We start from the raw sequence: 22,718 nt of genomic DNA, 5'->3' as shown, positions 1-22,718 counted from the left end.
TAATAGGAGTACAGTGGCGTTATCTTTTAATTAAATTAATTATTAGGTAATATAGACAAAATAAAAGTAATAATAATCCAGCAGGATTAATGTTAAATATGTTGATGTTAATCGGAAGGATTAGCAATACTATTAATACGCAGGATATTCCAATTATTGGAATATTGTCAAATTTAGGATATCTGATGTTGCTAATCATTAATAATGAAACAATTATGCTTAAGATTAATGCAAGTGAAGGAGTAAATAATCCGCTTAGATATAATGTTGCTATGATAAATGAGATTCCAGGAATTGGAAAACCGATAAAGTCTTCGGTATCAATTTTGCCCGCAATTACATTATATCTGGTCAACCTTAAAACTCCACAAATAACGATTAATAAGCTAACAAGCATTACAATTGTTTGGAAAATGCCTGGGGTGGTGTTAATACAAATATAAATAAATACTGCTGGCGCAGCTCCGAATGAAATTATATCTGATAAGGAATCGATATTTTTTCCGAAGCCCAAATCATCTTGCCTATTTGTTTTTCTTGCTACCCAACCATCTACTGAGTCAAACATGATTGCAATAATCATAAGGATTGCTGCCAGTTCAAAATTATGGTTTATTGAACTGATGATTGATAAAAATCCAGAACTCATATTTAATAATGATATGATGTCTGATATTGCAATAAAACTTTTCATATCTGTGTTTATATTACTCATATTTTAACTCCAATAATAGTTTTATTTTCCTTTCTTATTAAATTATGCTTTAATTCTGCCTCAATTTAATTTATACATTAATATAATTAAATCAACATGTTATTTTTAGATGTAATCTTAATTCTTTTTATATTTAATTATTTCATTATATATTAATGTAATTTTTGTTTTTTTTTAATTTTTACAATATTTTTTTTTAAAATAAACCATTAAAAGATAAAATATATATAATAATATTTTTAATAAATATTAATTGTTAGACTTTAAAAAATAGCTATAAATTCCATTTTTAAAGTATTAAATGGCATTCATTAATACTTATAGATGGTTTTTATAAGTTTATTTGAAAAAGAAGTTGTATTAATGAATTGCGAGTAATCAAATGATTGAAGATAATATACGTATTCTCAGACAAGCTGCAAAGTATACATCAAGTGAGAATTACCAAATTCAAAAAGATTGGTGTGTAATTGCAGGAAATGTTGATTTGGTTGATAGTATGGCATATAAAGCCATTGCCTCAAATCATAAGATTAACATATTATTCAGAGAACATGTAATTCTTAAAGAAGGTAACTTCGATAAAAAATTCGATTTTATCATGCTTCATGGAAATGCTTTAATCTTCAATGATTTTAAAAATGAAACTCTTAAACGTGGTGGAGCATTCATTCAAATTTCAAAAAATTATTTAATTGAAGAGCCTAACATGATGGTGCTTGTAGGCCCGGATAATATAATCAGAAACACAGTTTCTGTTGTGAATAAATCTAAAATGCCTATTTCAATTATTAAAGAATCTCAAACTACTAATTTCATTGATATTGATCTTAGCAGTGATGTTAGATTACCAAACTTCATTAAGTCTGCTCTTAAACCATTTTACAATGCAAATGAAATTGTTCTGTCAACAGTTTTACTTTCCATTGAACGAGATGGTGATGTTGGAAAAGTTCAAAGCATAGCTACATCTAATAAGATTTTCGTTATAGATTTCAGAGACATTGTAACGGAGGATTAATCATGAATATTTTTGGAAATGAAGAGGAAGAACCACAAACTGAAGATACTAAAGTTATTAGTAACAGTTTAGGAATAGATTTAGGAACTTTAAATACAGTAATTGCGAAACCATCAGGTGACAAGTTTGATTTATATCAAATACCTTCTGTTGTTGCAGTTAAAAAAGATGACCCTACTGAAGTTTTAGCGGTTGGTGAAGAAGCTAAAAGAATGCTCGGAAGAACTCCTGAAGATATTCTTGCAGTCAGGCCTTTGAAAAAAGGAGTCATCGAAAATGTTGCACAAGCACAAGCATTACTCATCAAAGCAATGCAAATTGGTATTAATGAAGGGGAAACCGTAGGAAGAATTGTCATCGGTATTCCGGGAGATGCTTCTGAAGTAGAGAAGAATGCTGCAGAAGAAATCGGAAGAAAAGCTGGTGCACAAAACATTTTAGTAATTAGTGAAGGATTGGCTGCAGCTATCGGTGCAGGACTACCTATAGCAGAACCGAACGGTACTATGGTTGTAGATATTGGTGCAGGTTCAACTGATATTGTAATCATTTCTCTTGGCGGCATTAATGATATTGAAACTGTTAGATGTGGTGGAGACGATATTGATAATAAAATCGTCGAGCTTGTAGCAGAAAGATATGATGTAGCAATAGGTATTCATGATGCAGAAGCTGCAAAAATCGAAGTCGGAATGGTGCACTGTTCCGAACAAATTGAAAACTTAAGTGTTGAAGTTATCGGTAAATCCTTAGAAACCAATAGGCCTAAAAAAGTTGTTATTGATTCAATGCTCGTTGCAGATGCAGTAGAACCATACATGCAAAGAATTGCTGAAGGGTTAGACGTAATATTAGAAAGATTATCTCCAGAATTAATGATGGGTGTTTACAATAACTCCGTTGCAGTTGGTGGAAGTTCAAGACTTCGCGGATTAAAAGAAAGAATCTTTGATGAAATCTCCATACCAATAGAAATTTCTGATGATCCAATGACTGTTGTAGCAAAAGGAACTGCAATTGTCGCTGCCGAACCTTTAGCATTAGAACCTGAAGTCCGTCTTAGGGCTATGAAATAAATTTATTTTATTTCTCTTCTTTTTTTTATTTTTTTGATTTTTATGGATATTTTAGGTGTTGATGAGGCAGGTAGAGGGTCTGTTTTAGGGCCAATGGTCATTGCAGGAGTCATTGTTCCTGAAAAAATGGAAAAGGTCTTGGAAAGAATGGGTGTGAAGGATTCAAAAAGGTTAACTCCTAACCGCCGCACTATCTTGTCTCGTAAATTGAAGAAAATGTTTGAATATGACATTATTATAATTTCTGCTCGTGAAATTGATGAGATGAGAGCAGAGGGCATTAATCTTAATGAAATAGAAAAGAATGCTATGGAAGAATTAATTTTAAGGTTAAAACCCGAAAAAGCTATTGTCGATGCTGTAGATGTGAAAGCTGAAAGATTTCAAGAAAATCTCAGAAATGACACCGGATTTGATATTGTCGCAGAGCATAAAGCTGATGACACTTATATTCCGGTGGGGGCTGCGTCTATTATTGCAAAGGCCGAAAGAGATGCTCAAATTGCAGAAATTAATAAGGAATATATTAAATCTGGAGGGATTGGTTCCGGTTATCCATCTGATCCAACAACAAAAAATTTCTTAAGTAATTATACTTATGATGAAATGCCAGATTTTGTTCGAAGATCTTGGAATACTGTGGCTAAAATGAAATAATTTCTATTTTTTTTTAAAAAATATTTAAGTATATGAATTAATATAGTATTCTTATAAATGATTTTTGAAAATAATATATTATAGGGATAAATATGATTATTGAGTTTATTATGCCTTTCATTGATGGAATAATGGATATTTTTACTCAGGGAGGAATTATTACTTATATAATTCTTTTTGTAGGTATTTATGGTTTAGTTATTTCATTGAGAAAAATTGCATATCTTAAAAGAATTAGTAAAGTCGATACAACTGAGATATTCGGTGTTGTAACAGCATCAATGGAAAGAGGAGGTGCTGTTGAAGCTTTAAAACAAATTAATGGTTTTAAAAATCCTATTTCTAAAATCGTTTCTGAAACTTTAAAAATTGGTTATAAAAATAAAACTGAAGTAGAAGAAAGTATGGAACAAATTTTCATAGTTGAAGTAGCTAAAATGACTAAAGGATTAAATACACTTAAAACTTTAACTGAACTTGCTCCTTTTTTAGGTTTGATTGGTACTGTTATAGGTATTTGGATGACTTTTAAATCATTAGGGGTTCATCCGGATTCTGCTGCAATGGCAGAAGGTATTTATGTAGCTTTGACAACCACTATTATGGGTCTTTTGGTAGCTATTGTATTATTGCCTATTTATACTTATATTCAAGGTCTTATTGAAGCAGAAATGGATAAAATCGAACTTGCTACAAAAATGACTAACTGGGGATTCGCAGTTGTTAAAGTAAGGGTTGATTCTAATGTAGAATGCGCACTCGAAGCTTTGCAAGAGGCTGAAGGTGTTGTAAATACTAGACTAATTTCTGATCCATACGCTAATATTAAAGTTTCTTTTAAGCCAAGTATGTTAGATAAAAGTATTGCAAATATTATTTTAGAGAAATGTAATGTTAATGCTGAGATTACTGAAAGTAAACTTAGACAATAAGGTGATTAAATGGCGATTGATGTAAAAAAACATAAAAAGAAGTTTTTAGATCAAAAACCAAGTATCAATCTAGTTCCTTTCATTGATATTTTATTCACAATTATGATTTTTTTAGTAGTTACTAGTAATTTTTCAGCTACTGATGTTCAAGCGGATACCGCAGACACTGTTGAAGATGGTGGCGGAAAACCTAATGTCACTGCCGTTTCTGGAGAACAGGAATATTATGTAGTGCCAGTAGCTAATTTACATAAAGTCACTGTTAATGGTCAAGACAGGTCGGATTCGATTGCTGGCGGTGCCGTAGGTGTACACGCAAATGTTATTGACAATGGACAAGTTATTATCAAACCTGGTGAAATCATTATTAAAACACCGCCGGGCATTTCAGTAAATGATGCTGTCCAACGTCCAGAACTTTAAAAATTGAGGAATGAAAATGTATACAGGTAGAATTTTATCAGCGGGTATGAATAGTGATGGTAAACCTTTTGTAGCATACAGGGTATCAAGCAGATCATTTCCAAATAGGAAATGTTTAAAATATGATGACCGTGCGGCTGTTGTTCCAATAGAAGGTTTTGAAAAAGATATTTATAAGAACGCTTATATTTCTTACAATTCTATTAAAATTGTAGATGATAAGATTGTTGTTTCTAATGGTTCTCAGACTGATGTTATAGCAGATAAAATCAGTGTAGGAATGAATATGAGGGATGCAATGGCGTATTCATTACTTACCATGGATTATGAGAAAGATGATTATAATACTCCAAGAATTGCGGCTGCTGTTACATCAACAGATAACGAAGATGAATATGAGTGTTATATTGGAATTGTAAACGATAACAAAATCTTAGTGGAACAGGTGCCTTATGGTGAAGCGGCATTTATTTCCACATATGGCAGTCAAGTACCAGATAAGGTTGATTTTGAAGCCAAGACTTCTGAAGAAGCCGCAAAATATATTTTTGACGAAGGTGTTTTTGCAAATTATGAAAAACCAGTCACATCTTGTGCTGCTGTTTTTGATGGAGAATGGACTACTGAAGTCTATAATCCATAATTTTCTTTTTTTTAAAATTTTTAGATGATTGTTATGAGTATTGAATTATTTGGATTAGAGGATATTCCTATTGTTGATGGCAATAGCGATATTTCTCAGATTATAAAGGAAGCTATTGAAAAGCAGGGGTGCGGTTTAAATCATGGAGACATTGTTTTAATTGCTGAAACTTTAATTTCAAAAGCTGAAGAAAATTTCATTGTATTGAATGATCTAAATCCATCAGATTTAGCTATTGAACTTGCGAAAAAAGCAGATAAAGACCCAAAATTAGTTGAAGCTATTTTAAATGAATCAAATGAAGTTGTTCGTGTTGGTCCTAAATTCATTATAACTGAAACAAAACAGGGTTTTGTTTGTGCTAATGCAGGCATTGATGAGTCTAATGTTGGAGATGGGCTTGCCACTCCTATGCCAAAAAATGCAGATAAATCTGCTCGTGAAATTCGCGAATTTTTAGAAGACGAATTTGATGAAGAGATTGCAGTTATAATTACTGATACTCAGGGAAGAGCTTTTAGATTTGGAGCAATTGGAACTGCAATAGGTTGTTCTGGAATTTCACCAATTTGGAAGCGTGTTGGTGAAAAAGATTTATATGGTAGAGAATTAGAAACAACTGAAATTGCAACCTGTGATGAATTAGCATCAGCGGCATCTCTTATTATGGGTCAGGCTGATGAAGGGCTTCCAGTAGTTATTATACGAGGATTTGATAGTTTTGATATTTTGAGAAACACAGATTCAAATATTAAACCTGTTCTAATGCCTAGAGAAGCGGATGTATTTAGAAAATAGGGATATTATGATTACTGTTTTATCTGGAGGAACCGGCACTCCAAAATTATTACAAGGTCTTAAAGAAATTGTTGATCCTAGTGATTTAACAATCATTGTAAATACCTTAGAAAACGATTATTTTTCAGGCGTTTATGTCTCTGCAGACATTGATACAGTATTATATACAATGGCTGACATGATAAATGATGAATTTTGGTATGGTGTTAAGGACGATACGTTCATCACTCATGAAAGGCTTGAAGAGTTAGGTTGCGGAGAACTGCTCAGAATAGGCGATATAGACCGCGCTACAAAAATACAAAAAACTCAATTAATGCAAAAATATGGCCTTAAAAAGGCTTGTGAAATTCAAGCGGAGAATATGGGAATCAAATCTAAGATAATTCCTATGAGTGAAGAGCAATCTGATATTAAAATCATCACGGACATGGGGGAGTTGGAATTCCATGATTTCTTAATTAAACACCAATCCGAACCAAAAGTTTTAGATTTAAAATTTTCTAAAGTTAGTCCTGCAGAGGGAATTATTGAAGCAATTAAAAATTCTGAAGCGGTAATTATTGGCCCGTCAAATCCAATAACTTCAATTTCACCAATCTTATCTCTTGAAGATGTTCGAGACGCATTAAAGGAAACTTATACTATAGCAGTTTCACCAATTATTGGTTCTGATGCGGTTTCAGGTCCTGCTAGTAAATTTATGGAAGCTTTGGGTGTAGAAGTTTCTTCAGTAGGGGTTGCATCTTTATATCAAGATTTCTTAGATAATTTTGTTATTGATACTCAAGATTCCAATTTGGAATCACAATTAAATCAAATAGTTAATAAGGTAACAATTACAAATACAATTATGAATAGTTTAGATGCTAAGAAAAATTTAGCACAAATTATTATAGATAGTATTCCTTAGTAAGAAAGAGGCGATTAGTAAATGATACAAATGACTTTAATACAAATTGACAATTATGGTCCGTGGACTGTAACTCCAAGGCCAAGAACTGAATCTGATTTACAAATGTTGCAAGCAAATTTATTTGCCGACTTAAATAATCATTTTGGAAACAAAAAAGGTTTGGTTTTCTTTACAAGATTTGATAATTTACTTGCAATTTCAAATGGTCTAAATGAAGAAGATCATTTAAGAATTCAAAGGTCAATTAGAAACAGATACCCAATTACAATCAGTATGGGTGTTGGCGCTGCTGAAACTCCTCATGAAGCTCAAAAGTTAGCAACTATTGCTCTTCAAAAGGCAGGAAGCGCCCAATCTGGTGAAAGAAAGGAAATTTTAGCAGTCGATAGTTTAGTTAGTGAAGAGGACAGCTTTGTACAAGCCGCCCACATTGACATTAATAGTGTTACAGAAACTTTAACAGATATTGAATCTGCATTTGATACTAGTTTTATGGTTAATAAAGCTCAACATTACTTAATGACCAAATTAATTAAAAAAGGAGCATTGTTGTTCTTCATCGGTGGAGATAATTTCATGTCCCCATGTAATGGTTTAAGCGAACAGGAAATTGAAGACATCATGGTGGAAATCGATGAAGAAATTGGAATCAAACTTAAAGCAGGTATTGGTAGAGGTAAGAATGCTGAAGACGCTGCTTATATGGCTGATATTGGTCTTGAGGAAATCAGAGCAAACAATAATGAGATGTGGACTTGGGTCGTTGAAAAAGAATACTGAGGAATATCATGATTAAAGTAGTTGCTCCAATGGCCGGAATAACTAACGCTGATTTTCTAAAAAAAGTTATTCCATATGGTTTTAATGTAGCTACTTTAGGCGGATATAGTTTAGATGCGCCTACAATTGATGCGAGTAAAAAAATTATTGAGAGGGGAAGAAGTGAATTTGATTTTCCTCTTAGTGAAATTTTTACACATATTGAAAATGAAGTCGAATCAATAAAAAAGGTTCACAATAATGTAAAAGTCTCAGCGAATGTGCGAGCAACAACCGCCCAACCAATTATTGATGTAGGTAATATTAAGGATTTGGATATTGTTGAGATTAATTGTCATTGTCGCCAAAAGGAAATTTTAGATATTGGTTGTGGCCAAAAAATGTTGAATCGTCAAGATTTAGGCGATTTCATATCTGACGTTGTTGATAATGTAAATAGTGAAGTTTCAGTAAAAATTAGAGCCAATGTTGAAGGCACGGATACTTTAAAATTGGCAAGTTTAATCGAAGATAGTGGGGCTGATTATTTACATGTAGATGCCATGAAGAAAGGCGTTTTTGAAGCAGACTGGGAACTTTTAACTGAAATCTGTAATAATGTTAATATTAAAGTAATTGGAAATAATTCTGTTAACAGTCAAGTTAATCTTCAAAAAATGATTGACACTGGTGTTGATGGGTTTTCAATAGCTCGTTCAGTTATTTCTGGAAATTTAGATTTTAATATTACTGATTTTTAATTTTTTTAAAACAATTGTTATTAGAAAGTATTATTAATAGTTTAAAATAAAAATTAAATCAATAGGTGATTACATGGATTTCATAACTCTTAAGAATATTACCAAAACTTTTGATGGTGTTGATGTTCTTAAAGATATTAATTTAAAGATTACTGAAGGAGAAACTTTAGGTATATTGGGACGTAGTGGAAGCGGTAAATCCGTTTTAATCAACATGCTTAGGGGTACTAAAGAATACCGACCTGATGCAGGTAATATTATAATGAATATTGCTGTTTGCCCAGAATGTTTGGCTGTCGAATCTCCGTCCCATGCTGGCGAAAAATGTAGTTGTGGCGGAACATACGAATCTAAAGAAGTTGATTTCTTTAATGCTGAAAGAAAATTGTTCGCAAGTATTAAAAGAAGAATTTCCATCATGCTGCAACGTAACTTTGCTTTGTATGATGAAGAAACTGTTATTGAAAACGTAATGAGGGCAATGCCGGAAGGGGTCGAATACGAAGAAGGCCTATATACTGCTTTGGAATTGTTAGAAATGGTTCAAATGAACCATAGGATAACACACATCGCTCGTGACTTAAGTGGTGGAGAAAAACAAAGAGTAGTTCTTGCAAGGCAATTAGCTAAAAATCCAATGATGTTTTTAGCAGATGAACCGACTGGTACTTTGGATCCTCAAACTGCAGTAAAACTTCACAATACTTTAAAAGAAGGTGTCAAAGATGAAGGCATCACTATGTTAATCACATCTCACTGGCCAGAAGTAATGACTGAACTTGCAGATAATGTGATTTGGTTAGAAAATGGTCAAATTAAAGAAGAAGGGGAACCACATACTGTTGTAGAACATTTCATGGAAACAGTTCCTGTCCCTAAAAAACCTGAAATTCCAGAGTTTGGTGAACCTGAAGTTGTACTTGAAGAGGTTAAAAAGCATTACTACTCCATTGAACGTGGTGTAGTCAGAGCTGTTGACGGAATAAGTTTAACTATTAATAAAGAAGAGATATTTGGAATTGTGGGTTTAAGTGGTTCCGGTAAAACAACCACCACAAGAATGTTAATGGGATTAACCGAACCAAGTAGCGGAGACATTAAAATTAAACTTGGGGACGAATGGATTGACATGACTAAAGTGGGGCCGCTTAACCGTGGACGTATCATGCCGTATATTGGCTTATTGCACCAAGAATATTCTTTATATCCTCACAGAACAATATTAGGTAATTTAACCGATGCGATTAGTTTAGATTTGCCTGCTGAATTTGGTAAAATTCAAGCTATTCATGCATTAGTTACTGTAGGATTTGATGAAAAAGATGCTACACTGATTTTAGATAAATATCCTGATCAATTAAGTGTAGGAGAAAAACATAGGATTGCTTTGGCGCAAGTTTTAATCAAAGAACCTAAATTAATTATTTTAGATGAACCGACTGGTACTATGGATCCTATTACTCGTGTAAATGTTACCGACTCAATTTTAAAAGCTCGTGCTGAATTAGAACAAACATTCATTATTGTTTCTCACGATATGGATTTCGTATTAGATGTTTGTGACAGGGCAGCTTTAATGAGAGGAGGCAGACTCTTGGATGTGGGCACTCCTGAAGAAATAGTTGACCAGTTAACTCCTGATGAAAAAGAAGATATGCTTAAAGACAGATAGTCTTTAATCATTTAATCTTTTTTTTATTTTTTTCCAATCCGGACAAAACTCATCCATCAATTTTTTGAATTTTTTCCCATGATTGAATTCTATTAAATGACATAATTCATGTATCATCACATATTCTAAACATTCTTTATCTTTTTTTGCAAGATTTAAATTTAAGGTAATTCTGCCATCTTTTTTACAGTTTCCCCAATTTTTCATTTTACGAACAGTAACGCCAGCAGGATTTTTCCCAACAATCCTTGTACACTTATCTAAAACTGGGGGGATAGCTGTTTTCAGTTCTTGACGATAAAACTCATCTAGAATACTTTTTCTTTTTTCAATTGTACTTCTTTTGGGCACAGGCAAATAAATCATATTCTCTTTAATAATTGCATGTTTAACATTAACATTTGAAATTAACTGTAAATCGTATTCATTTCCCCATAAATAGTGTTTTTCACCATTAACATATTTTAAAGGTGATTTAATATCATTTTCTAGAATATATTTTTGCTTTTTTAAAATCCAATCTTTTTTTGATTTAATGAAGTCGATTATATCCTCATCTGAGATAAATAATGGTGCAGATACCTTTACTTCTCCATTTGGGGGCAAAATACGAATATACATATGTTTTATATTCTTTTTTTCAACAGTGACGGCAATATCTTCGATTATCATGTCATTAAAGAATAAGATTAACAATATATTTAAATCTTTTTTATATTAATAAATGTGAATTCGATGTTTTAAATTGGGTTTATAAAAAAGATTATATATTTAATATTTAAATAAATTATATTATTATTTTAGATTTATAAATAAAGAAGTGAAATTATTATTGGAGGATTGTTATGACTTGGGAAGATGCACCGTCTCATATTTGTAGGGGAGGAGATATAAGAGGACTTGCTTTTTGCTGTCCGCCAGTTAAACCCTGCCCTGTTTTAAACGCATTACAAGAAGTTAATTTAACTCCTCAAGAGTTTGTCAACATTAAAATTCAGTTTGGAAGAGAAACTAGATTAGGTGAAGGAGCAGGGACTTGTTTTGGTTCACTTGTATGGTGTTGTAAACCATCAAAACCATGCCCATTAAGAGATATGACTTTAAGAAATATGGGAATGAGTCAAGATGAATATTTGGATTTAAAAAAGCAATTATCTGAAAGATTAGTTGGAGTTCAAAAACCTAGTCCGGATAAGAGAGCTGAAGCTTTAGCTGAAACATTCAATGTATCTAAAATTGAAGCTATGAATGTTTTAACAGACTGTAATAATGATTTAAGAGCTGCTGTAAAAGTGTTACATGCAAAATCTCTTGAAAATTCTGATTAAAATGGATTGGACATCTATTTATCTAAAAACTTCAAATTTGAATGTTTTTATTTTAGGCACTGGCGAAGTTGCAACAAGAAGAGCAAATAAATTCCTAGACCATGGGGCTAATGTTAAATTAGTTGGAAGTAATTTATTGCCGGAACTAATGGATAAAGGTGCCGAATTATGTTCTGCGAATGATGTTGATGGTCTGGTTGAATGGGCGGATTTGGTTGTTGTTGCAAGTGGTGATGAAGAGTTATCCGAATATGTTTCAAAGATTTCAGGGGATAAATTAATTAATAGGGCTGATTATCCAGATAAGGGTAATGTGATTGTTCCTACAAGTTTCAATATTGGGGATGTCGAAATATCTATTTTCACTAATGGAAAAAGCCCATTGATGGCTAGGCAATTAAGAAAAAAAATCCAATCAATAATCACTGATGAAGATATTATAAAAATCGAACTTCAAGATTATGCAAGATTAAAATTAAAAGATACGCTTGAAAATCAAAAAGATAGGCGCAAATGCCTGTATGAGATTTTTGAAGATGAGGAAATTAATGTTTTAATTAAAAATAAGGAAATCGATGAAGCTAAAGTTTGCATTGACAATTTAATAAGGGGATTAGAGTGATACTTAATTTAAGAGTTGACCATAAAATAGCAGATATTCAATCAATGGAGAATATTTCTAAAGATATGGATGAATTGTTTTTTCAATTACAGGAAAAATATTCAATTGGGGAATATATTGAAATTTCCACATGCAACAGAAAAGAATATTACATTAGCAATGATTTCATTGAAGAAGACGACGAATTGTTATCTCATGAGAATCAAAATATCATAATTGAACATGGTCAATCTGCGATAATGCATCTGCTCAGAATGACTTCCGGTTTAGAATCAATGATTGTTGGAGAAGATCAAATCTTAGGTCAAGTTAAAGATGCAAAACACAAAGCAGTTAAAAATCACCATTGTGGAAAATCCCTTGATGCTATTTTTACAAAAGCAATTCATGTTGGTCAAGTTGTTAGAAATAAAACTAATATTAACAAAGGATCTGTTTCAATAGGTTCGGCCGCGATTGATTTGGCCGAAAAACATATAGGCAGTCTAGATGATAAGTCCGTATTAGTTATTGGAGCAGGTAAAATGGGCCGATTAGTTGCCAAAGCATTGGCCGAAAAAGATTTACATGCTATTTTTGTGGCTAACCGTACTTTTTATGTTGCTGTCGAACTTGCAAAAGACCTAGGTGGTGAGGCAATACTTTTCAATGATTTGGAAAAATATTTGGCTACTGCAGATGTTGTGATTAGTGCCACTAGCGCTCCTCATGCAATCATCACAAAGGAACGTCTTTTAGGAATTGATATGGATTATGAAAATTTAATGATGGTTGATATTGCTAATCCTAGGGATATTTCTGATGATGTTCGCGAGTTGGGTGTTAAATCATTCAATATTGATGATTTACGTGAGATTGCTGATGAAAATACCAAACTCAGAATTAAGGAATTTGGCGAAGCAGAAAATATCATCAATGAAGAGTTCATTTTACTCAAAGAATCGTTCAAAATAATGGAACTTGATGAAATCCTAGGTAATTTAAGAGCATCAATGGAAGAGATAAGGCAACGTGAAACTCAAAAAGCATCTGTGAAGTTGGCAGATGTAGATGGCAGTGTTAAAATTCTCGATAATTTAACAAATTCCATTGTGAATAAGATATTTTTCGATATTTCAAAAAATGTTAAAAAAGCTGCTAAAGAAGAAAATAAAGATATTATTGATGCAGCTGAATATATATTTGATTTTAATTAAAATTCTACTCAAACATTCCTTTAACATCAGTATTTTTAATTTTAATGTTATTTAATGCATATTCTATGTTTTCCATAGTAATTATTTCTGAGTCATTAGATATTGCATTGTGAAGTGATGTTTTTAATATTTTTTCTTTGATGTCTCTACCAGATAATCCCTTTGTAATTTTTACAATTTTTTCTAAATCCAGATCATAGTCTAATGGCATGGTTTCTAGATTATTCTCTAAAATGCTTAATCTTTCATTATCATCAGGTAATTTAAATTCAATTTCTTCTTCAAATCTACTTCTCACGCCTAAATCTAAACTATTCTGATTGTTAGTGGCCCCAATTGTTATAACTGATTTGTTTTCTTCAATACCATCCATTTCAGTTAAAAGCGCATTAACTATTTCAGAAACGTCTCCCCGAATGGATTGGAATGATCTGTGCAGTGCAATGGCATCAATTTCGTCGATAAAAATTATTGAAGGAGCGTTTTCAGATGCTTTTTTAAATAACTCATGAATTTTAGATGAAGCATCTCCAACATGTTCTCCTATTAATGAAGTCGCTTTAACTAAATATAACGGGACATTAAGCTCATTAGATAATGCCTTTACAAGCATGGTTTTACCAGTGCCGGGAAGCCCATAAAATAAAATATTTTTCGGAGCCCAAGGACCAAAACTTTCAGGATTTTCTAAGTATTTTGTTATAACTTTAACTTTAGCTTTTGCATTGTCTTGGCCAACAATATCCTCAAGAGTAATATCAGATTTAATTTTATTGTCGTTATTCTTTTCAATTTTATCAGTAATGATTTTGATTTGGGTATTTTCAGAAATAATTGAGTTATTTGGTTTTGCAGTTACAATTTCAAAACCATAATCTGGAATTATTTTTTGATCAAATAAATGTGATTTTTCACGGACAACTAAACCTAACCATTGTTCACGCGCATATTCTTCGAATAATTCGATGTTTTTTATTTCAATATTTTCATCCATTAATGCAAAATCAAATGGGTATCCCACAGGTTTAATTACAACTAATTGAGCATATTCTTTATCGTCATTTTCGATTTTTGATACTTTCTGATTTGTTGTTTTGATTTCTGGTTTCTTATTGTTGCTTTTCAAATTTTTAGCTCCAATCTTTTTCTTACATCTAAACATTAGTTTTAATTATTTAAATATTTGTTGTAACATATAGTTTTTTGAGGTCGAGTTATGAGTTTCAGAACAAAAAGAGTATTATTTGCAACTCCATTTTACATGTTATTTGAGTTTTTTTTACTTAAATACCTCTTATTATTGGTTGGAGGGCTTAGTGATATTTATTTGCTCTTAATTACAATGTTTATAGGTTTGAATCATTTTTTACCGATGCTTTTTGAAATCCGTAAATCTCGAAAAATTACAAGATTTCTAACGACTATTGATGGGGTATGGTTATGGGCATCCGTCATGTTTTTAATTGATATTATTATAATTTATCTAGTCGGAAGTTTTATAACCTTGCCTTTGATTGTTATCATTCTGGCATTGGCAATTGTGCCGATTTTGGGAGTTTATAACTATTGGAAAGCCCACAGATTGGTAGTCAATGAAGAAACTTTAAAATTCAATAATTTGCAGAGGGATATTAACATTGCACATTTATCAGATATTCACTTTGGCTCTGTACGTCACAAAAAGATAATCAGCGATATAAAAGACAAGTTAAATACTTTAGATTGTGAATTGGCAATCATTTCAGGAGATCTGGCGGACGGTTCATCAGTTGTAGAGGAAGATGATTTTATTGCACTTAAAGATGTAAAAATGCCTATAATATTTACTCCGGGAAACCATGATTTTTATCCGGGTATTGAAAATGTTATAAAAGCTTGTAAAAAAGCGGGAATTATAGTTTTAGACAATGAATCAATGGAATTTGAATGTTTGAATATTTATGGGTTACCTTTCAGCATAGGCGATAGGAACATTCTGCAATTTGATGGTTCATTAATCAAACCAGATATGCTAAATATTATCAATTATCATGTTCCCTACTATTGGGATGAATTTTCTGATTTAGGTTTTGATATTCAATTATCCGGCCATACTCATGGGGGACAATTTTATCCGGCCGTCTGGTTTGGAAATTTAATGTTTGGATATAATATGGGATTATTTAAGAATAAATTAGGCAGATACCTGCATGTTACCACGGGGGTCGGTTCCATGGATACTCCGATGAGATGGGGTACGGATTCTGAAATAGTCGTTCTAAAATTAAAAAGGATATAACTTATCTTTTCATTGAGTTAATGCGGTTATTATCTTGTTGTTTAGTTGTAGTGTTCCTTTTTTAATATTGTATATAACTTTAAATATTTTTTAAATGTTAATATAAGTAAATAATGGGAGAGGCTTTAGCATGGATGATGAGACATTAAAGGTATTTGCTTATATTAGTATTTCTTCATACCGGACTAGGGCATTAAAGGCACTTGAACATGAGGATAAGACTCCCACACATATAGCTAAAGATTCAAATATTCGAATGAGCCATATTTCTAATGTTTTAAAAGAATTAAAAGATTGTGGTGTCGTAGAATGTATTAATGAACAAGAACGTAAAAATAGGATATACAGATTGACACCAATTGGCCGTGACATTGCGAATAATCTGGATTGAATATCATACTTTTTTTAATAAGTTTTACCAAATAATTATTTATGACTGTTGAAGATAATCATAATCATTTTTGTATTTATTGCGGTGCTAAGTTAATGCCGAATCAACATTTTTGCTCTCAATGCGGTAAGGAAGTTTATCACAATCCTAAAGAGGAAGTAATTAAAGTTTCATCAAAATATAAATCAGAAGTTGACAAAATAGAACAGGATTATAATTCAAAACAGGCAAAGGCAACTGAATTAGTTGAAAAATTATTTGACCCTACTCACATGTCTTATGCTAAATTCACTAATGCTATTAAAAAATCTAATCAGTTGTTCACCAATCAAATAAAAATTACTCGTAGGATGATGGAACTGGATAGTAATGAAGTCGTTGATGGTGAAATTGAAAATAAGATAAAAACATTAAATACTTTCGTTGATAAGATGGAAGATTTGATAAATGAACTTGTCATACAATTAAGTTCAAATAAAAAAGATAATGATGATATAAACGATTTATTTAATGATATGGATGACCTAATTGGCTCTGTAAAAAACTACTAAATCATCTCTTCGTATATTTCTTTCATTTTTAAAGCATCAAGGTCACGTTCAGGGGTTTCACAAATTATATTTGCCTTCCAACCATTGTCAATTAAATTTTCTAGCAAATCCTTTATATTCGGACCATATTCCTCACTTTCATCCAAGGTGTGATGTTTTACTTCGCCTCCCCGACCATATTCAATTGTCGTGTAGTGGCAATGCAGGATATCAATGTCTAGATTATCTTCAATTATTGAGAATATACAATTGTAATCTTCTTTTTTATTTAAAAAACCACGTCCCCGCGCATGAACATGTGCAAAATCAATTGTAGGTTCAAAATGGTCAAATGTAGCACATAACTCAACAACTTCACTTACATTGCCCAGTTGTGTACGTTTACCAGTAGTTTCAGGAGCAAAGGTAAATTCTTCAATTCCTTCAGCTTCAAGTTCCTCAAACAATCTGTTTACAGTATTTTTTGATATTTCCATAGCCTTTTCAGGTTTCCTATTCAGGTAGGCTCCTGGGTGGAATACTAAACGATATGCTCCCATCCATTCGCCTGCACGGGCTGCAGCTATTAAATGGCCAATACTTTTATCAACTTTTTCATCTTCCTTTGCACACAAGTTGATATAGTATGGAGCATGCATTGAAACTAAAATATCGTGCTTTTCTGATTCGTCTTTTAATATAGTTGCTGCTTTTTCACCAATTCTCACTCCATATGGGGATTGATATTCATAAGAATCTAAACCTTCATCTTGAATATATTTTGGGGCTTTATAAGCGGCTCCTTTATAATTAACCGGACTGCCAGCAGGTCCAAAAAGTACTTTATGTTTCATAATAAATCAGTAAAAAAATAGTAAAAAAGTGGGAATTTTATAATATTCCCATAGCTTTGTTAGTTTTAGCAATTGATTTTTCGTTGTCACTTTCCATTTCAAGAAGCGCACGGATTGCATCAATGTTTTCAGGTATTACATCAGATTCTTGATGTACTGCTTGCATGTAGAATAATTCATTTCCTACAACATTAATGGATTCTTTCCAGACTGGAATTTCATATAAATCATTTCTACTTCTTCCAAGTTCTTTAGCATATTCCATTAACTCAGCAGTTGATCCTAAACCTTCTTCAGCAGAAACGACAATTACTCTTGAACGTTTTTCTAATGCTTCGACAATTTCTTCAGTTTCAACATCATTGTTGATTTCAACCATAATGTTGTGTTGGTGCATTAATGTAGTTGGTACGAGTAATGCCATGGTTGTTACATCAATACCTTTCATCACGGTTTTTACATCAGGACCATGGTGAGACGGTACTTTTGGAGGATTTGGAACAATAGCATTGATTGGTCCTTTTTTGATTTCAGAAGGATCTGATCCTCTTCTAACCATTACTGCTCTAACTTTTTTAATGTCTGCTATAGGGTCAATAGTAGATAATGTACGGGTGAGCCCTGTAGTGTTACATGAAACTACTCTAGTATAATCTGCACCATAGGAATCATCATAGTTTGAAATAGCATTAAATGAAAGACCAGTAAGCTCATGGTCTTCTCCACCTTGGTAGATAGCTTTAACGCCCGCCTTTTTATACATTTCAAGGTTTTGAGGACCAATACTTCCAGGAGTACAGTCAACAACAACATCTGCTTCTTGAATCATTTCTTCAACTGTTCCAGCTATTTCAATTCCAGCATCTTTAAATAATTGTTCTCTTTCCGGAATTCCAATGTATAACGGATAGCCTTTTTCTTCAACAGCAGTTCTTGCTTCATAATTTGGCCTAGTCTTACTTACACCAATGATTTTCATATCATCTTGAGCAGAAACAGCATCTGCCACTCTTTTACCGATGGTTCCATAACCATTAATTGCAACAGTTTTCATTTTAATCCCTTTTTTTATAATAATTTTTAAAAATATTATTATATGAGTTTAAATTTATTTTTTAACTTATTTAAAATTTGATATTTAACTTCAGATTTGTTTTTTCAATTAAATATATAAAAAATTCAGAATTAAGTTTTGATAATACAAAACACAATATTCATTGGTGTGGATAAGGGAAATTGGTATTTTAAAAAATTTTTGTAAAAAATAAGAAAAAGTAGAATTATTCTACTTTGAATCCTGCTTCTTCAACAGCTTCGTTAATGTCTGCATCGCTTACGTCACCAGACATTGTAATTGTAGTGATTCCAGAATCTAAATCTGCTTTAGCATCTTCAATTCCGTCAACATCTTTTAAACATAGTTCTACAGCAGCTACACATGATGGGCAGTGCATGCCCACAACTTTAATTTCTTTTTCAGCCATAATTAATCACCTTTATCGATATTTAATATTATGTAATCGCTTTATTTATATTTTTGTTCACAGCAGTTATAGGATTTCTACAATCTTTTCTTGAAATTTTGTAGTTGACCAAAGTGTAGGAGTAAATAATCACCACAACTGATCCAATGTTGTGAATCAATGCTCCTTCAATTGGAGTTAAAAGACCTAAAATCGCCAAGGCCATTGCAATTATGTTTAAGCCCAATGCAAATCCGATTCCTATGCTTATCACTTTTATTGTTCTTCTAGCAACTGCAATCAACTGAGGGATATCTTCGATATTGTCATTAATCAATGTGATATTTGCTGCATCAACGCTTATGTCGCTTCCAATATCCCCCATAGCTATTCCGACATTTGCCTTTTTAAGTGATGGGGCGTCATTTATTCCATCACCAATCATTGCAACTTTATGCCCAAGTATTTGTTCTTTCTGGATGTAGTCTGTTTTATCTTCAGGCAAACAGTTGAATTTCACATTTCTGACTTTTAACTCATTTGCTATATGGGTCGCTGTTTTTTCGTTATCTCCGGTAAGCAATGTTGTTTTAATTCTTAACCCTTTTAGCCTTCTTATTGTTTTTTTGGAAGTTTCACGTAATGTGTCTGCAAGATATACGCTGCCAATGTATTCGTCATCCTTTGCAACATATATTTGTATTTCACCATTCTGAGCTTCTTTAATGCTTTTTAAAGAAATACCTTCAGATTCTAGTAATTTTTTATTTCCGGCAATTATTCTGGAACCCTCAATATTTCCACTCACTCCTTTCCCCATATGCATTTTAAAATTATCAACTTCTGCCAAATCTGTGTTATTGTAATATCTCTTAATTGATTTTGAAATGGGGTGTTCTGATTTTGATTCTAGAGATGCAAGCAGATACATCATCTCTTGAGGATTGTCTGAAACTACATTGACTACTTCAGGCATGCCTTTTGTCAGAGTTCCTGTTTTGTCGAATACCAGTTCATCAACATGAGCCAATTCCTCTATTGATTCCCCATCCTTTATCAGAATTCCATGTTTTGTTAAATTTCCGATTGCGGCCATGATTGCGGTTGGTGTAGCCAATATCAGTGCACAAGGACAGAATACAATGAGGATTGTAACTGATCTGATTATTTCAAAGGTGTATAAGTATGTTAAAATTGAAGCAGCAAATGCAATTACAACAATCATTGTCGCCCATTTATCCGCTGTTCTGACAATCTTTGCATTTTCGGGTTTTGATGATTCCACTAATCTGATTAGTTTTTGAAGGGAACTGTCCTCGCTGACTTTTGTTGTTTTCATTGTGAATGAGCCATATAGATTGATGGTTCCACTATATACTTCGTCATTTGCTTTTTTATCTACCGGCAGGGATTCTCCAGTTAATGTAGATTGGTTAATTGAGGTTTCTCCATTTATAATAATTCCGTCTGTTGGAATGGTTTCGCCGGGAAGGATTTTTAAGATATCTCCGACTTTTAAATGTTCAACATATATTCTTTCTTCCATCCCATCATTTATTCTTGTTGCAACTTGAGGCACCATATTAACAAGTTCTTCAATTCTTCCATGTGTTTTTGATATGGTATATTCTTCTAAAAATCCGCCAATTGCCATGATTGTTGCAATTTCGCCTGCGGCAAATACTTCTCCGATTATGATTGATGCAATTATTCCTATTGAAACAAGCACATCAGCTTTTATATCAAATTCTCTAATTAATCCTTCAATGCATTCTTTAAATATTGGGATTCCGCATAATAATATTGGAATCCATGAGAGATAGTCAATAGATAATATAAAACTTGCAATTAAACTAATTGCGGAAATGAATATTACCATTAGGTCGGTTTGCTCTTGTTTGTCAAATTTTAAGTTCATATTAATCAGCTCCCATATTGTTAATATACCCCATAGGGTATAAAGTAACTTTAAAAAAAATTAAAGTCTGGAGTAATATTCTAAAATTGATGAAATATCACTTATCGCTTCATCAGCATCTTCCTCTTTTATTGCTTGCTTTACGCAATGTTCAAGATGTCCTTCAACAATAATATGTCCAACCTTATGTAATGCTGATTTAGAAGCATTCACTTGCATTAATATTTGTTCACAAGGAATATCCTCATCAATCATACGATCAATTGCATTTAGTTGGCCAATGATTTTTTTGATTCTTCTATGTAAATTTGGTCCATCCATACATTCTTTCATAGTATCACATCCTATACCTATGGGGGTATATGATTTTTTTAATATATAAATGTACCGATTTTTTATAGTGTGGCTTACTCATTAAATAAATTCAATTCATCAAATTAATATAAAATAAGTTTATTCGGTATTTCAGTGAGGGTTAATCGTATATGTGTTAAAAAAATAAAAAAAGGAGGAAAAAGTTTAAATTTAATTTTGATTTTCCATTTCCTCGAATTTAGCTGGGAAATATGTGTCTACTACATATTCAAGCCCATACTTGGAGAAAGATTGCTGTTCTGCTTTTTTACCAATTTTAAGCATCTTTTTAATTTCTGTTTGCCAGAAATCACTTTTATACCTTGGGTCTTTAGAAAGCTCTTTGAGCCTTAACACATCAACAGGTTTGAGATCATCGGTTGGCAATTCATAGTTGATGATATCAGATGCGGTAACTCCGATAAATTTCGCATCAGGAGTTGCCAATTCATGATTAACATGAGCTAATTTTGCGCTTCCGGAAATGATTACCTGTGCAATGTGGAATCCCCAAGGGTCTCCGTCGTTACAGATGTATACTGGTAATCCTCTTTCTTCATTCAATCTTTTAATGAATCTTCTTGTAGCACGAGCAGCTTGTCCTTTAAGTCCTACAATTAATGTGTTAAATCTTTTATGTGCGTTTTCTTGCACTAACCTGTGAAACATTCCCATGGTTTCCACAGCTAATACTTTATCAACATTACAATCTAGGATGTCGACCTGGTCAATTGTAGGTGAGATAGTATAACCGGATTTACCCATTTTTGCGGCGTTAAATTCGACTTCATCAAAAAGAGTAATGTCTCCGTAAACTGATGCACCATCTTCTTCAGGCATTAACCCTAGTTCTTCACGAGTGGTCCCTAAGGTTACTTCTAAGTCTTCTCCCACAATGTTGGATTCTTGTTGTGTTTTAAAGCTTATTCCCCAACCTTCGGAAACATAATACATTTCCCTGATTGTTGCTGTTTTGTCACGTTGTACAAGGTCTTTACAGAAATTAGCTACATAAACCATTTGACCTAATTTTCTGATTTGTTTCACATTACCTAAAGATCTTTTACCGTATCTATCCCCTAATACGTAGTATCTTTTAGCATTATCATAAACAATATTTCCGGTACCACGAGATGGAACTTTAATACTAGGCACTTTGTTTTTTTCGATTTCTTCAATGATTTCTTGACCTAATCCTTTTAATTTATTGTAGGTGTATTCTTTCCTAAGTTCCTTATGTGATTTTTCATTTTGTTTAGCTTTAGTCATTCAAATCACCTAATCCTTAAAACCATCATCAATATCATCTTCAATGAAGTTGTCTAATGTTGAGTTGCCTTCTTCAACAACATGTCCAAATTCGTCAACTTCTTCCATGATGATTGCATCAAGTTCTTCTTCTTCCTCTTCT

26 protein-coding genes are annotated in these 22,718 nt (G+C 32.5%); 17 read left to right on the top strand and 9 right to left on the bottom strand.

Going from position 1 to position 22,718, the window contains the following annotated elements:
- Window positions 1–19 precede the first annotated feature (19 nt).
- Entirely contained in the window at window positions 20–715 is a 696-nt protein-coding gene (locus IKS50_RS06595) for an archaetidylserine synthase (RefSeq protein ID WP_292847261.1), read from the bottom strand.
- A 382-nt stretch (window positions 716–1,097) separates the two neighbouring features.
- On the opposite strand from IKS50_RS06595, the gene IKS50_RS06590 reads away from it, so the two are divergent.
- The 11 genes from IKS50_RS06590 to atwA all read left to right on the top strand — a co-directional run bounded on the left by IKS50_RS06590 (window position 1,098) and on the right by atwA (window position 10,373).
- Complete coding sequence (locus tag IKS50_RS06590; protein WP_292847258.1) at window positions 1,098–1,736, top strand: hypothetical protein; 639 nt, start codon at window positions 1,098–1,100, stop codon at window positions 1,734–1,736.
- A 2-nt stretch (window positions 1,737–1,738) separates the two neighbouring features.
- A complete protein-coding gene (locus IKS50_RS06585) occupies window positions 1,739–2,812 on the top strand; it encodes a rod shape-determining protein (protein WP_292847255.1) in 1,074 nt (357 codons plus the stop codon).
- Between the two features lie 42 nt (window positions 2,813–2,854).
- On the top strand, window positions 2,855–3,469 hold the full coding sequence (gene rnhB / locus IKS50_RS06580; RefSeq protein WP_292847252.1) for a ribonuclease HII: 615 nt from the start codon (window positions 2,855–2,857) through the stop codon (window positions 3,467–3,469).
- A 92-nt stretch (window positions 3,470–3,561) separates the two neighbouring features.
- The gene (locus IKS50_RS06575) at window positions 3,562–4,401 is read left to right on the top strand and encodes a MotA/TolQ/ExbB proton channel family protein (protein ID WP_292847235.1); all 840 of its coding nucleotides are present in this window, start codon (window positions 3,562–3,564) and stop codon (window positions 4,399–4,401) included.
- A 9-nt stretch (window positions 4,402–4,410) separates the two neighbouring features.
- Window positions 4,411–4,824 (top strand): biopolymer transporter ExbD, encoded by a 414-nt coding sequence (locus tag IKS50_RS06570; protein WP_292847232.1) that lies wholly within the window; start codon window positions 4,411–4,413, stop codon window positions 4,822–4,824.
- A gap of 16 nt (window positions 4,825–4,840) precedes the next feature.
- Entirely contained in the window at window positions 4,841–5,467 is a 627-nt protein-coding gene (locus IKS50_RS06565; RefSeq protein WP_292847229.1) for an IMP cyclohydrolase, read from the top strand.
- 24 nt (window positions 5,468–5,491) lie between these two features.
- Complete coding sequence (locus IKS50_RS06560; RefSeq protein WP_292847226.1) at window positions 5,492–6,265, top strand: coenzyme F420-0:L-glutamate ligase; 774 nt, start codon at window positions 5,492–5,494, stop codon at window positions 6,263–6,265.
- A 7-nt stretch (window positions 6,266–6,272) separates the two neighbouring features.
- Window positions 6,273–7,178 (top strand): 2-phospho-L-lactate transferase, encoded by a 906-nt coding sequence (cofD, locus tag IKS50_RS06555; RefSeq protein ID WP_292847223.1) that lies wholly within the window; start codon window positions 6,273–6,275, stop codon window positions 7,176–7,178.
- 21 nt (window positions 7,179–7,199) lie between these two features.
- The gene (locus IKS50_RS06550; protein WP_292847220.1) at window positions 7,200–7,961 is read left to right on the top strand and encodes a GTP cyclohydrolase III; all 762 of its coding nucleotides are present in this window, start codon (window positions 7,200–7,202) and stop codon (window positions 7,959–7,961) included.
- A gap of 29 nt (window positions 7,962–7,990) precedes the next feature.
- On the top strand, window positions 7,991–8,701 hold the full coding sequence (locus IKS50_RS06545; protein WP_366664939.1) for a tRNA-dihydrouridine synthase: 711 nt from the start codon (window positions 7,991–7,993) through the stop codon (window positions 8,699–8,701).
- Between the two features lie 73 nt (window positions 8,702–8,774).
- Window positions 8,775–10,373, top strand: coding sequence for a methyl coenzyme M reductase system, component A2 (gene atwA, locus IKS50_RS06540; protein ID WP_292847214.1), 1,599 nt, complete (start codon window positions 8,775–8,777; stop codon window positions 10,371–10,373).
- A gap of 3 nt (window positions 10,374–10,376) precedes the next feature.
- Here atwA and IKS50_RS06535 read toward each other — a convergent pair whose 3' ends face one another.
- Window positions 10,377–11,045, bottom strand: coding sequence for a M48 family metallopeptidase (locus IKS50_RS06535; RefSeq protein ID WP_292847211.1), 669 nt, complete (start codon window positions 11,043–11,045; stop codon window positions 10,377–10,379).
- A 173-nt stretch (window positions 11,046–11,218) separates the two neighbouring features.
- Here IKS50_RS06535 and IKS50_RS06530 point away from each other — a divergent pair, with 173 nt between their 5' ends.
- Genes IKS50_RS06530 through hemA form a run of 3 tightly spaced genes read left to right on the top strand, consistent with a single transcriptional unit; the run spans window position 11,219 to window position 13,519 of the window.
- Window positions 11,219–11,701 carry a methanogenesis marker 9 domain-containing protein gene (locus tag IKS50_RS06530; RefSeq protein ID WP_292847208.1) on the top strand — a complete coding sequence of 161 codons (483 nt, stop codon included), beginning with the start codon at window positions 11,219–11,221 and terminating at the stop codon, window positions 11,699–11,701.
- A 1-nt stretch (window position 11,702) separates the two neighbouring features.
- Entirely contained in the window at window positions 11,703–12,323 is a 621-nt protein-coding gene (locus tag IKS50_RS06525) for a bifunctional precorrin-2 dehydrogenase/sirohydrochlorin ferrochelatase (RefSeq protein ID WP_292847205.1), read from the top strand.
- Window positions 12,320–13,519, top strand: a complete 1,200-nt coding sequence (hemA, locus tag IKS50_RS06520; RefSeq protein ID WP_292847203.1) for a glutamyl-tRNA reductase — start codon at window positions 12,320–12,322, stop codon at window positions 13,517–13,519. The genes IKS50_RS06525 and hemA overlap by 4 nt, the downstream gene beginning before the upstream one ends.
- A 4-nt stretch (window positions 13,520–13,523) precedes the next feature.
- Here the strand turns inward: hemA and IKS50_RS06515 are convergent, their stop codons facing one another.
- Window positions 13,524–14,645 (bottom strand): AAA family ATPase, encoded by a 1,122-nt coding sequence (locus IKS50_RS06515; RefSeq protein ID WP_292847285.1) that lies wholly within the window; start codon window positions 14,643–14,645, stop codon window positions 13,524–13,526.
- Between the two features lie 90 nt (window positions 14,646–14,735).
- Between IKS50_RS06515 and IKS50_RS06510 the strand changes: the two genes are divergently transcribed.
- From IKS50_RS06510 to IKS50_RS06500, 3 genes are all read left to right on the top strand, one after another.
- Complete coding sequence (locus IKS50_RS06510; protein ID WP_292847200.1) at window positions 14,736–15,797, top strand: metallophosphoesterase; 1,062 nt, start codon at window positions 14,736–14,738, stop codon at window positions 15,795–15,797.
- Between the two features lie 130 nt (window positions 15,798–15,927).
- Window positions 15,928–16,188 (top strand): helix-turn-helix domain-containing protein, encoded by a 261-nt coding sequence (locus IKS50_RS06505; protein WP_292847198.1) that lies wholly within the window; start codon window positions 15,928–15,930, stop codon window positions 16,186–16,188.
- Between the two features lie 41 nt (window positions 16,189–16,229).
- Window positions 16,230–16,739, top strand: coding sequence for a zinc ribbon domain-containing protein (locus IKS50_RS06500; protein WP_292847195.1), 510 nt, complete (start codon window positions 16,230–16,232; stop codon window positions 16,737–16,739).
- On the opposite strand, the gene IKS50_RS06495 is transcribed toward IKS50_RS06500, so the two are convergent.
- From IKS50_RS06495 to IKS50_RS06470, 6 genes are all read right to left on the bottom strand, one after another.
- Window positions 16,736–17,572: a TIM barrel protein gene (locus tag IKS50_RS06495; RefSeq protein WP_292847192.1), complete on the bottom strand. Its 837-nt coding sequence runs from the start codon at window positions 17,570–17,572 to the stop codon at window positions 16,736–16,738. The genes IKS50_RS06500 and IKS50_RS06495 overlap by 4 nt on opposite strands.
- Before the next feature lie 37 nt (window positions 17,573–17,609).
- Window positions 17,610–18,626: a phosphorylating glyceraldehyde-3-phosphate dehydrogenase gene (locus IKS50_RS06490; RefSeq protein WP_292847189.1), complete on the bottom strand. Its 1,017-nt coding sequence runs from the start codon at window positions 18,624–18,626 to the stop codon at window positions 17,610–17,612.
- A gap of 226 nt (window positions 18,627–18,852) precedes the next feature.
- On the bottom strand, window positions 18,853–19,056 hold the full coding sequence (locus IKS50_RS06485) for a heavy-metal-associated domain-containing protein (RefSeq protein WP_292847186.1): 204 nt from the start codon (window positions 19,054–19,056) through the stop codon (window positions 18,853–18,855).
- A gap of 28 nt (window positions 19,057–19,084) precedes the next feature.
- Window positions 19,085–20,953, bottom strand: a complete 1,869-nt coding sequence (locus IKS50_RS06480; protein WP_292847183.1) for a cation-translocating P-type ATPase — start codon at window positions 20,951–20,953, stop codon at window positions 19,085–19,087.
- A gap of 60 nt (window positions 20,954–21,013) precedes the next feature.
- Window positions 21,014–21,286 (bottom strand): metal-sensing transcriptional repressor, encoded by a 273-nt coding sequence (locus IKS50_RS06475; RefSeq protein ID WP_292847180.1) that lies wholly within the window; start codon window positions 21,284–21,286, stop codon window positions 21,014–21,016.
- Between the two features lie 192 nt (window positions 21,287–21,478).
- On the bottom strand, window positions 21,479–22,576 hold the full coding sequence (locus tag IKS50_RS06470) for a DNA topoisomerase IV subunit A (protein ID WP_292847178.1): 1,098 nt from the start codon (window positions 22,574–22,576) through the stop codon (window positions 21,479–21,481).
- Window positions 22,577–22,718: the final 142 nt, after the last annotated feature.

Source organism: Methanobrevibacter sp., assembly GCF_017539065.1.
Lineage (GTDB): Archaea > Methanobacteriota > Methanobacteria > Methanobacteriales > Methanobacteriaceae > Methanocatella.
The sequence above is the reverse complement of the archived record's forward strand: the minus strand, read 5'-3'. Positions and strand labels throughout refer to the sequence as shown.

What these genes read in the sequence shown, in the direction of transcription:
- IKS50_RS06595 (WP_292847261.1), bottom strand. Translation starts at nt 715, where the DNA reads ATGAGTAATATAAACACAGATATGAAAAGTTTTATTGCAATATCAGAC.
- IKS50_RS06590 (WP_292847258.1), top strand. Translation starts at nt 1,098, where the DNA reads ATGATTGAAGATAATATACGTATTCTCAGACAAGCTGCAAAGTATACA.
- IKS50_RS06585 (WP_292847255.1), top strand. Translation starts at nt 1,739, where the DNA reads ATGAATATTTTTGGAAATGAAGAGGAAGAACCACAAACTGAAGATACT.
- rnhB (WP_292847252.1), top strand. Translation starts at nt 2,855, where the DNA reads ATGGATATTTTAGGTGTTGATGAGGCAGGTAGAGGGTCTGTTTTAGGG.
- IKS50_RS06575 (WP_292847235.1), top strand. Translation starts at nt 3,562, where the DNA reads ATGATTATTGAGTTTATTATGCCTTTCATTGATGGAATAATGGATATT.
- IKS50_RS06570 (WP_292847232.1), top strand. Translation starts at nt 4,411, where the DNA reads ATGGCGATTGATGTAAAAAAACATAAAAAGAAGTTTTTAGATCAAAAA.
- IKS50_RS06565 (WP_292847229.1), top strand. Translation starts at nt 4,841, where the DNA reads ATGTATACAGGTAGAATTTTATCAGCGGGTATGAATAGTGATGGTAAA.
- IKS50_RS06560 (WP_292847226.1), top strand. Translation starts at nt 5,492, where the DNA reads ATGATTGTTATGAGTATTGAATTATTTGGATTAGAGGATATTCCTATT.
- cofD (WP_292847223.1), top strand. Translation starts at nt 6,273, where the DNA reads ATGATTACTGTTTTATCTGGAGGAACCGGCACTCCAAAATTATTACAA.
- IKS50_RS06550 (WP_292847220.1), top strand. Translation starts at nt 7,200, where the DNA reads ATGATACAAATGACTTTAATACAAATTGACAATTATGGTCCGTGGACT.
- IKS50_RS06545 (WP_366664939.1), top strand. Translation starts at nt 7,991, where the DNA reads ATGGCCGGAATAACTAACGCTGATTTTCTAAAAAAAGTTATTCCATAT.
- atwA (WP_292847214.1), top strand. Translation starts at nt 8,775, where the DNA reads ATGGATTTCATAACTCTTAAGAATATTACCAAAACTTTTGATGGTGTT.
- IKS50_RS06535 (WP_292847211.1), bottom strand. Translation starts at nt 11,045, where the DNA reads ATGATAATCGAAGATATTGCCGTCACTGTTGAAAAAAAGAATATAAAA.
- IKS50_RS06530 (WP_292847208.1), top strand. Translation starts at nt 11,219, where the DNA reads ATGACTTGGGAAGATGCACCGTCTCATATTTGTAGGGGAGGAGATATA.
- IKS50_RS06525 (WP_292847205.1), top strand. Translation starts at nt 11,703, where the DNA reads ATGGATTGGACATCTATTTATCTAAAAACTTCAAATTTGAATGTTTTT.
- IKS50_RS06510 (WP_292847200.1), top strand. Translation starts at nt 14,736, where the DNA reads ATGAGTTTCAGAACAAAAAGAGTATTATTTGCAACTCCATTTTACATG.
- IKS50_RS06505 (WP_292847198.1), top strand. Translation starts at nt 15,928, where the DNA reads ATGGATGATGAGACATTAAAGGTATTTGCTTATATTAGTATTTCTTCA.
- IKS50_RS06500 (WP_292847195.1), top strand. Translation starts at nt 16,230, where the DNA reads ATGACTGTTGAAGATAATCATAATCATTTTTGTATTTATTGCGGTGCT.
- IKS50_RS06495 (WP_292847192.1), bottom strand. Translation starts at nt 17,572, where the DNA reads ATGAAACATAAAGTACTTTTTGGACCTGCTGGCAGTCCGGTTAATTAT.
- IKS50_RS06490 (WP_292847189.1), bottom strand. Translation starts at nt 18,626, where the DNA reads ATGAAAACTGTTGCAATTAATGGTTATGGAACCATCGGTAAAAGAGTG.
- IKS50_RS06485 (WP_292847186.1), bottom strand. Translation starts at nt 19,056, where the DNA reads ATGGCTGAAAAAGAAATTAAAGTTGTGGGCATGCACTGCCCATCATGT.
- IKS50_RS06480 (WP_292847183.1), bottom strand. Translation starts at nt 20,953, where the DNA reads ATGAACTTAAAATTTGACAAACAAGAGCAAACCGACCTAATGGTAATA.
- IKS50_RS06475 (WP_292847180.1), bottom strand. Translation starts at nt 21,286, where the DNA reads ATGAAAGAATGTATGGATGGACCAAATTTACATAGAAGAATCAAAAAA.
- IKS50_RS06470 (WP_292847178.1), bottom strand. Translation starts at nt 22,576, where the DNA reads ATGACTAAAGCTAAACAAAATGAAAAATCACATAAGGAACTTAGGAAA.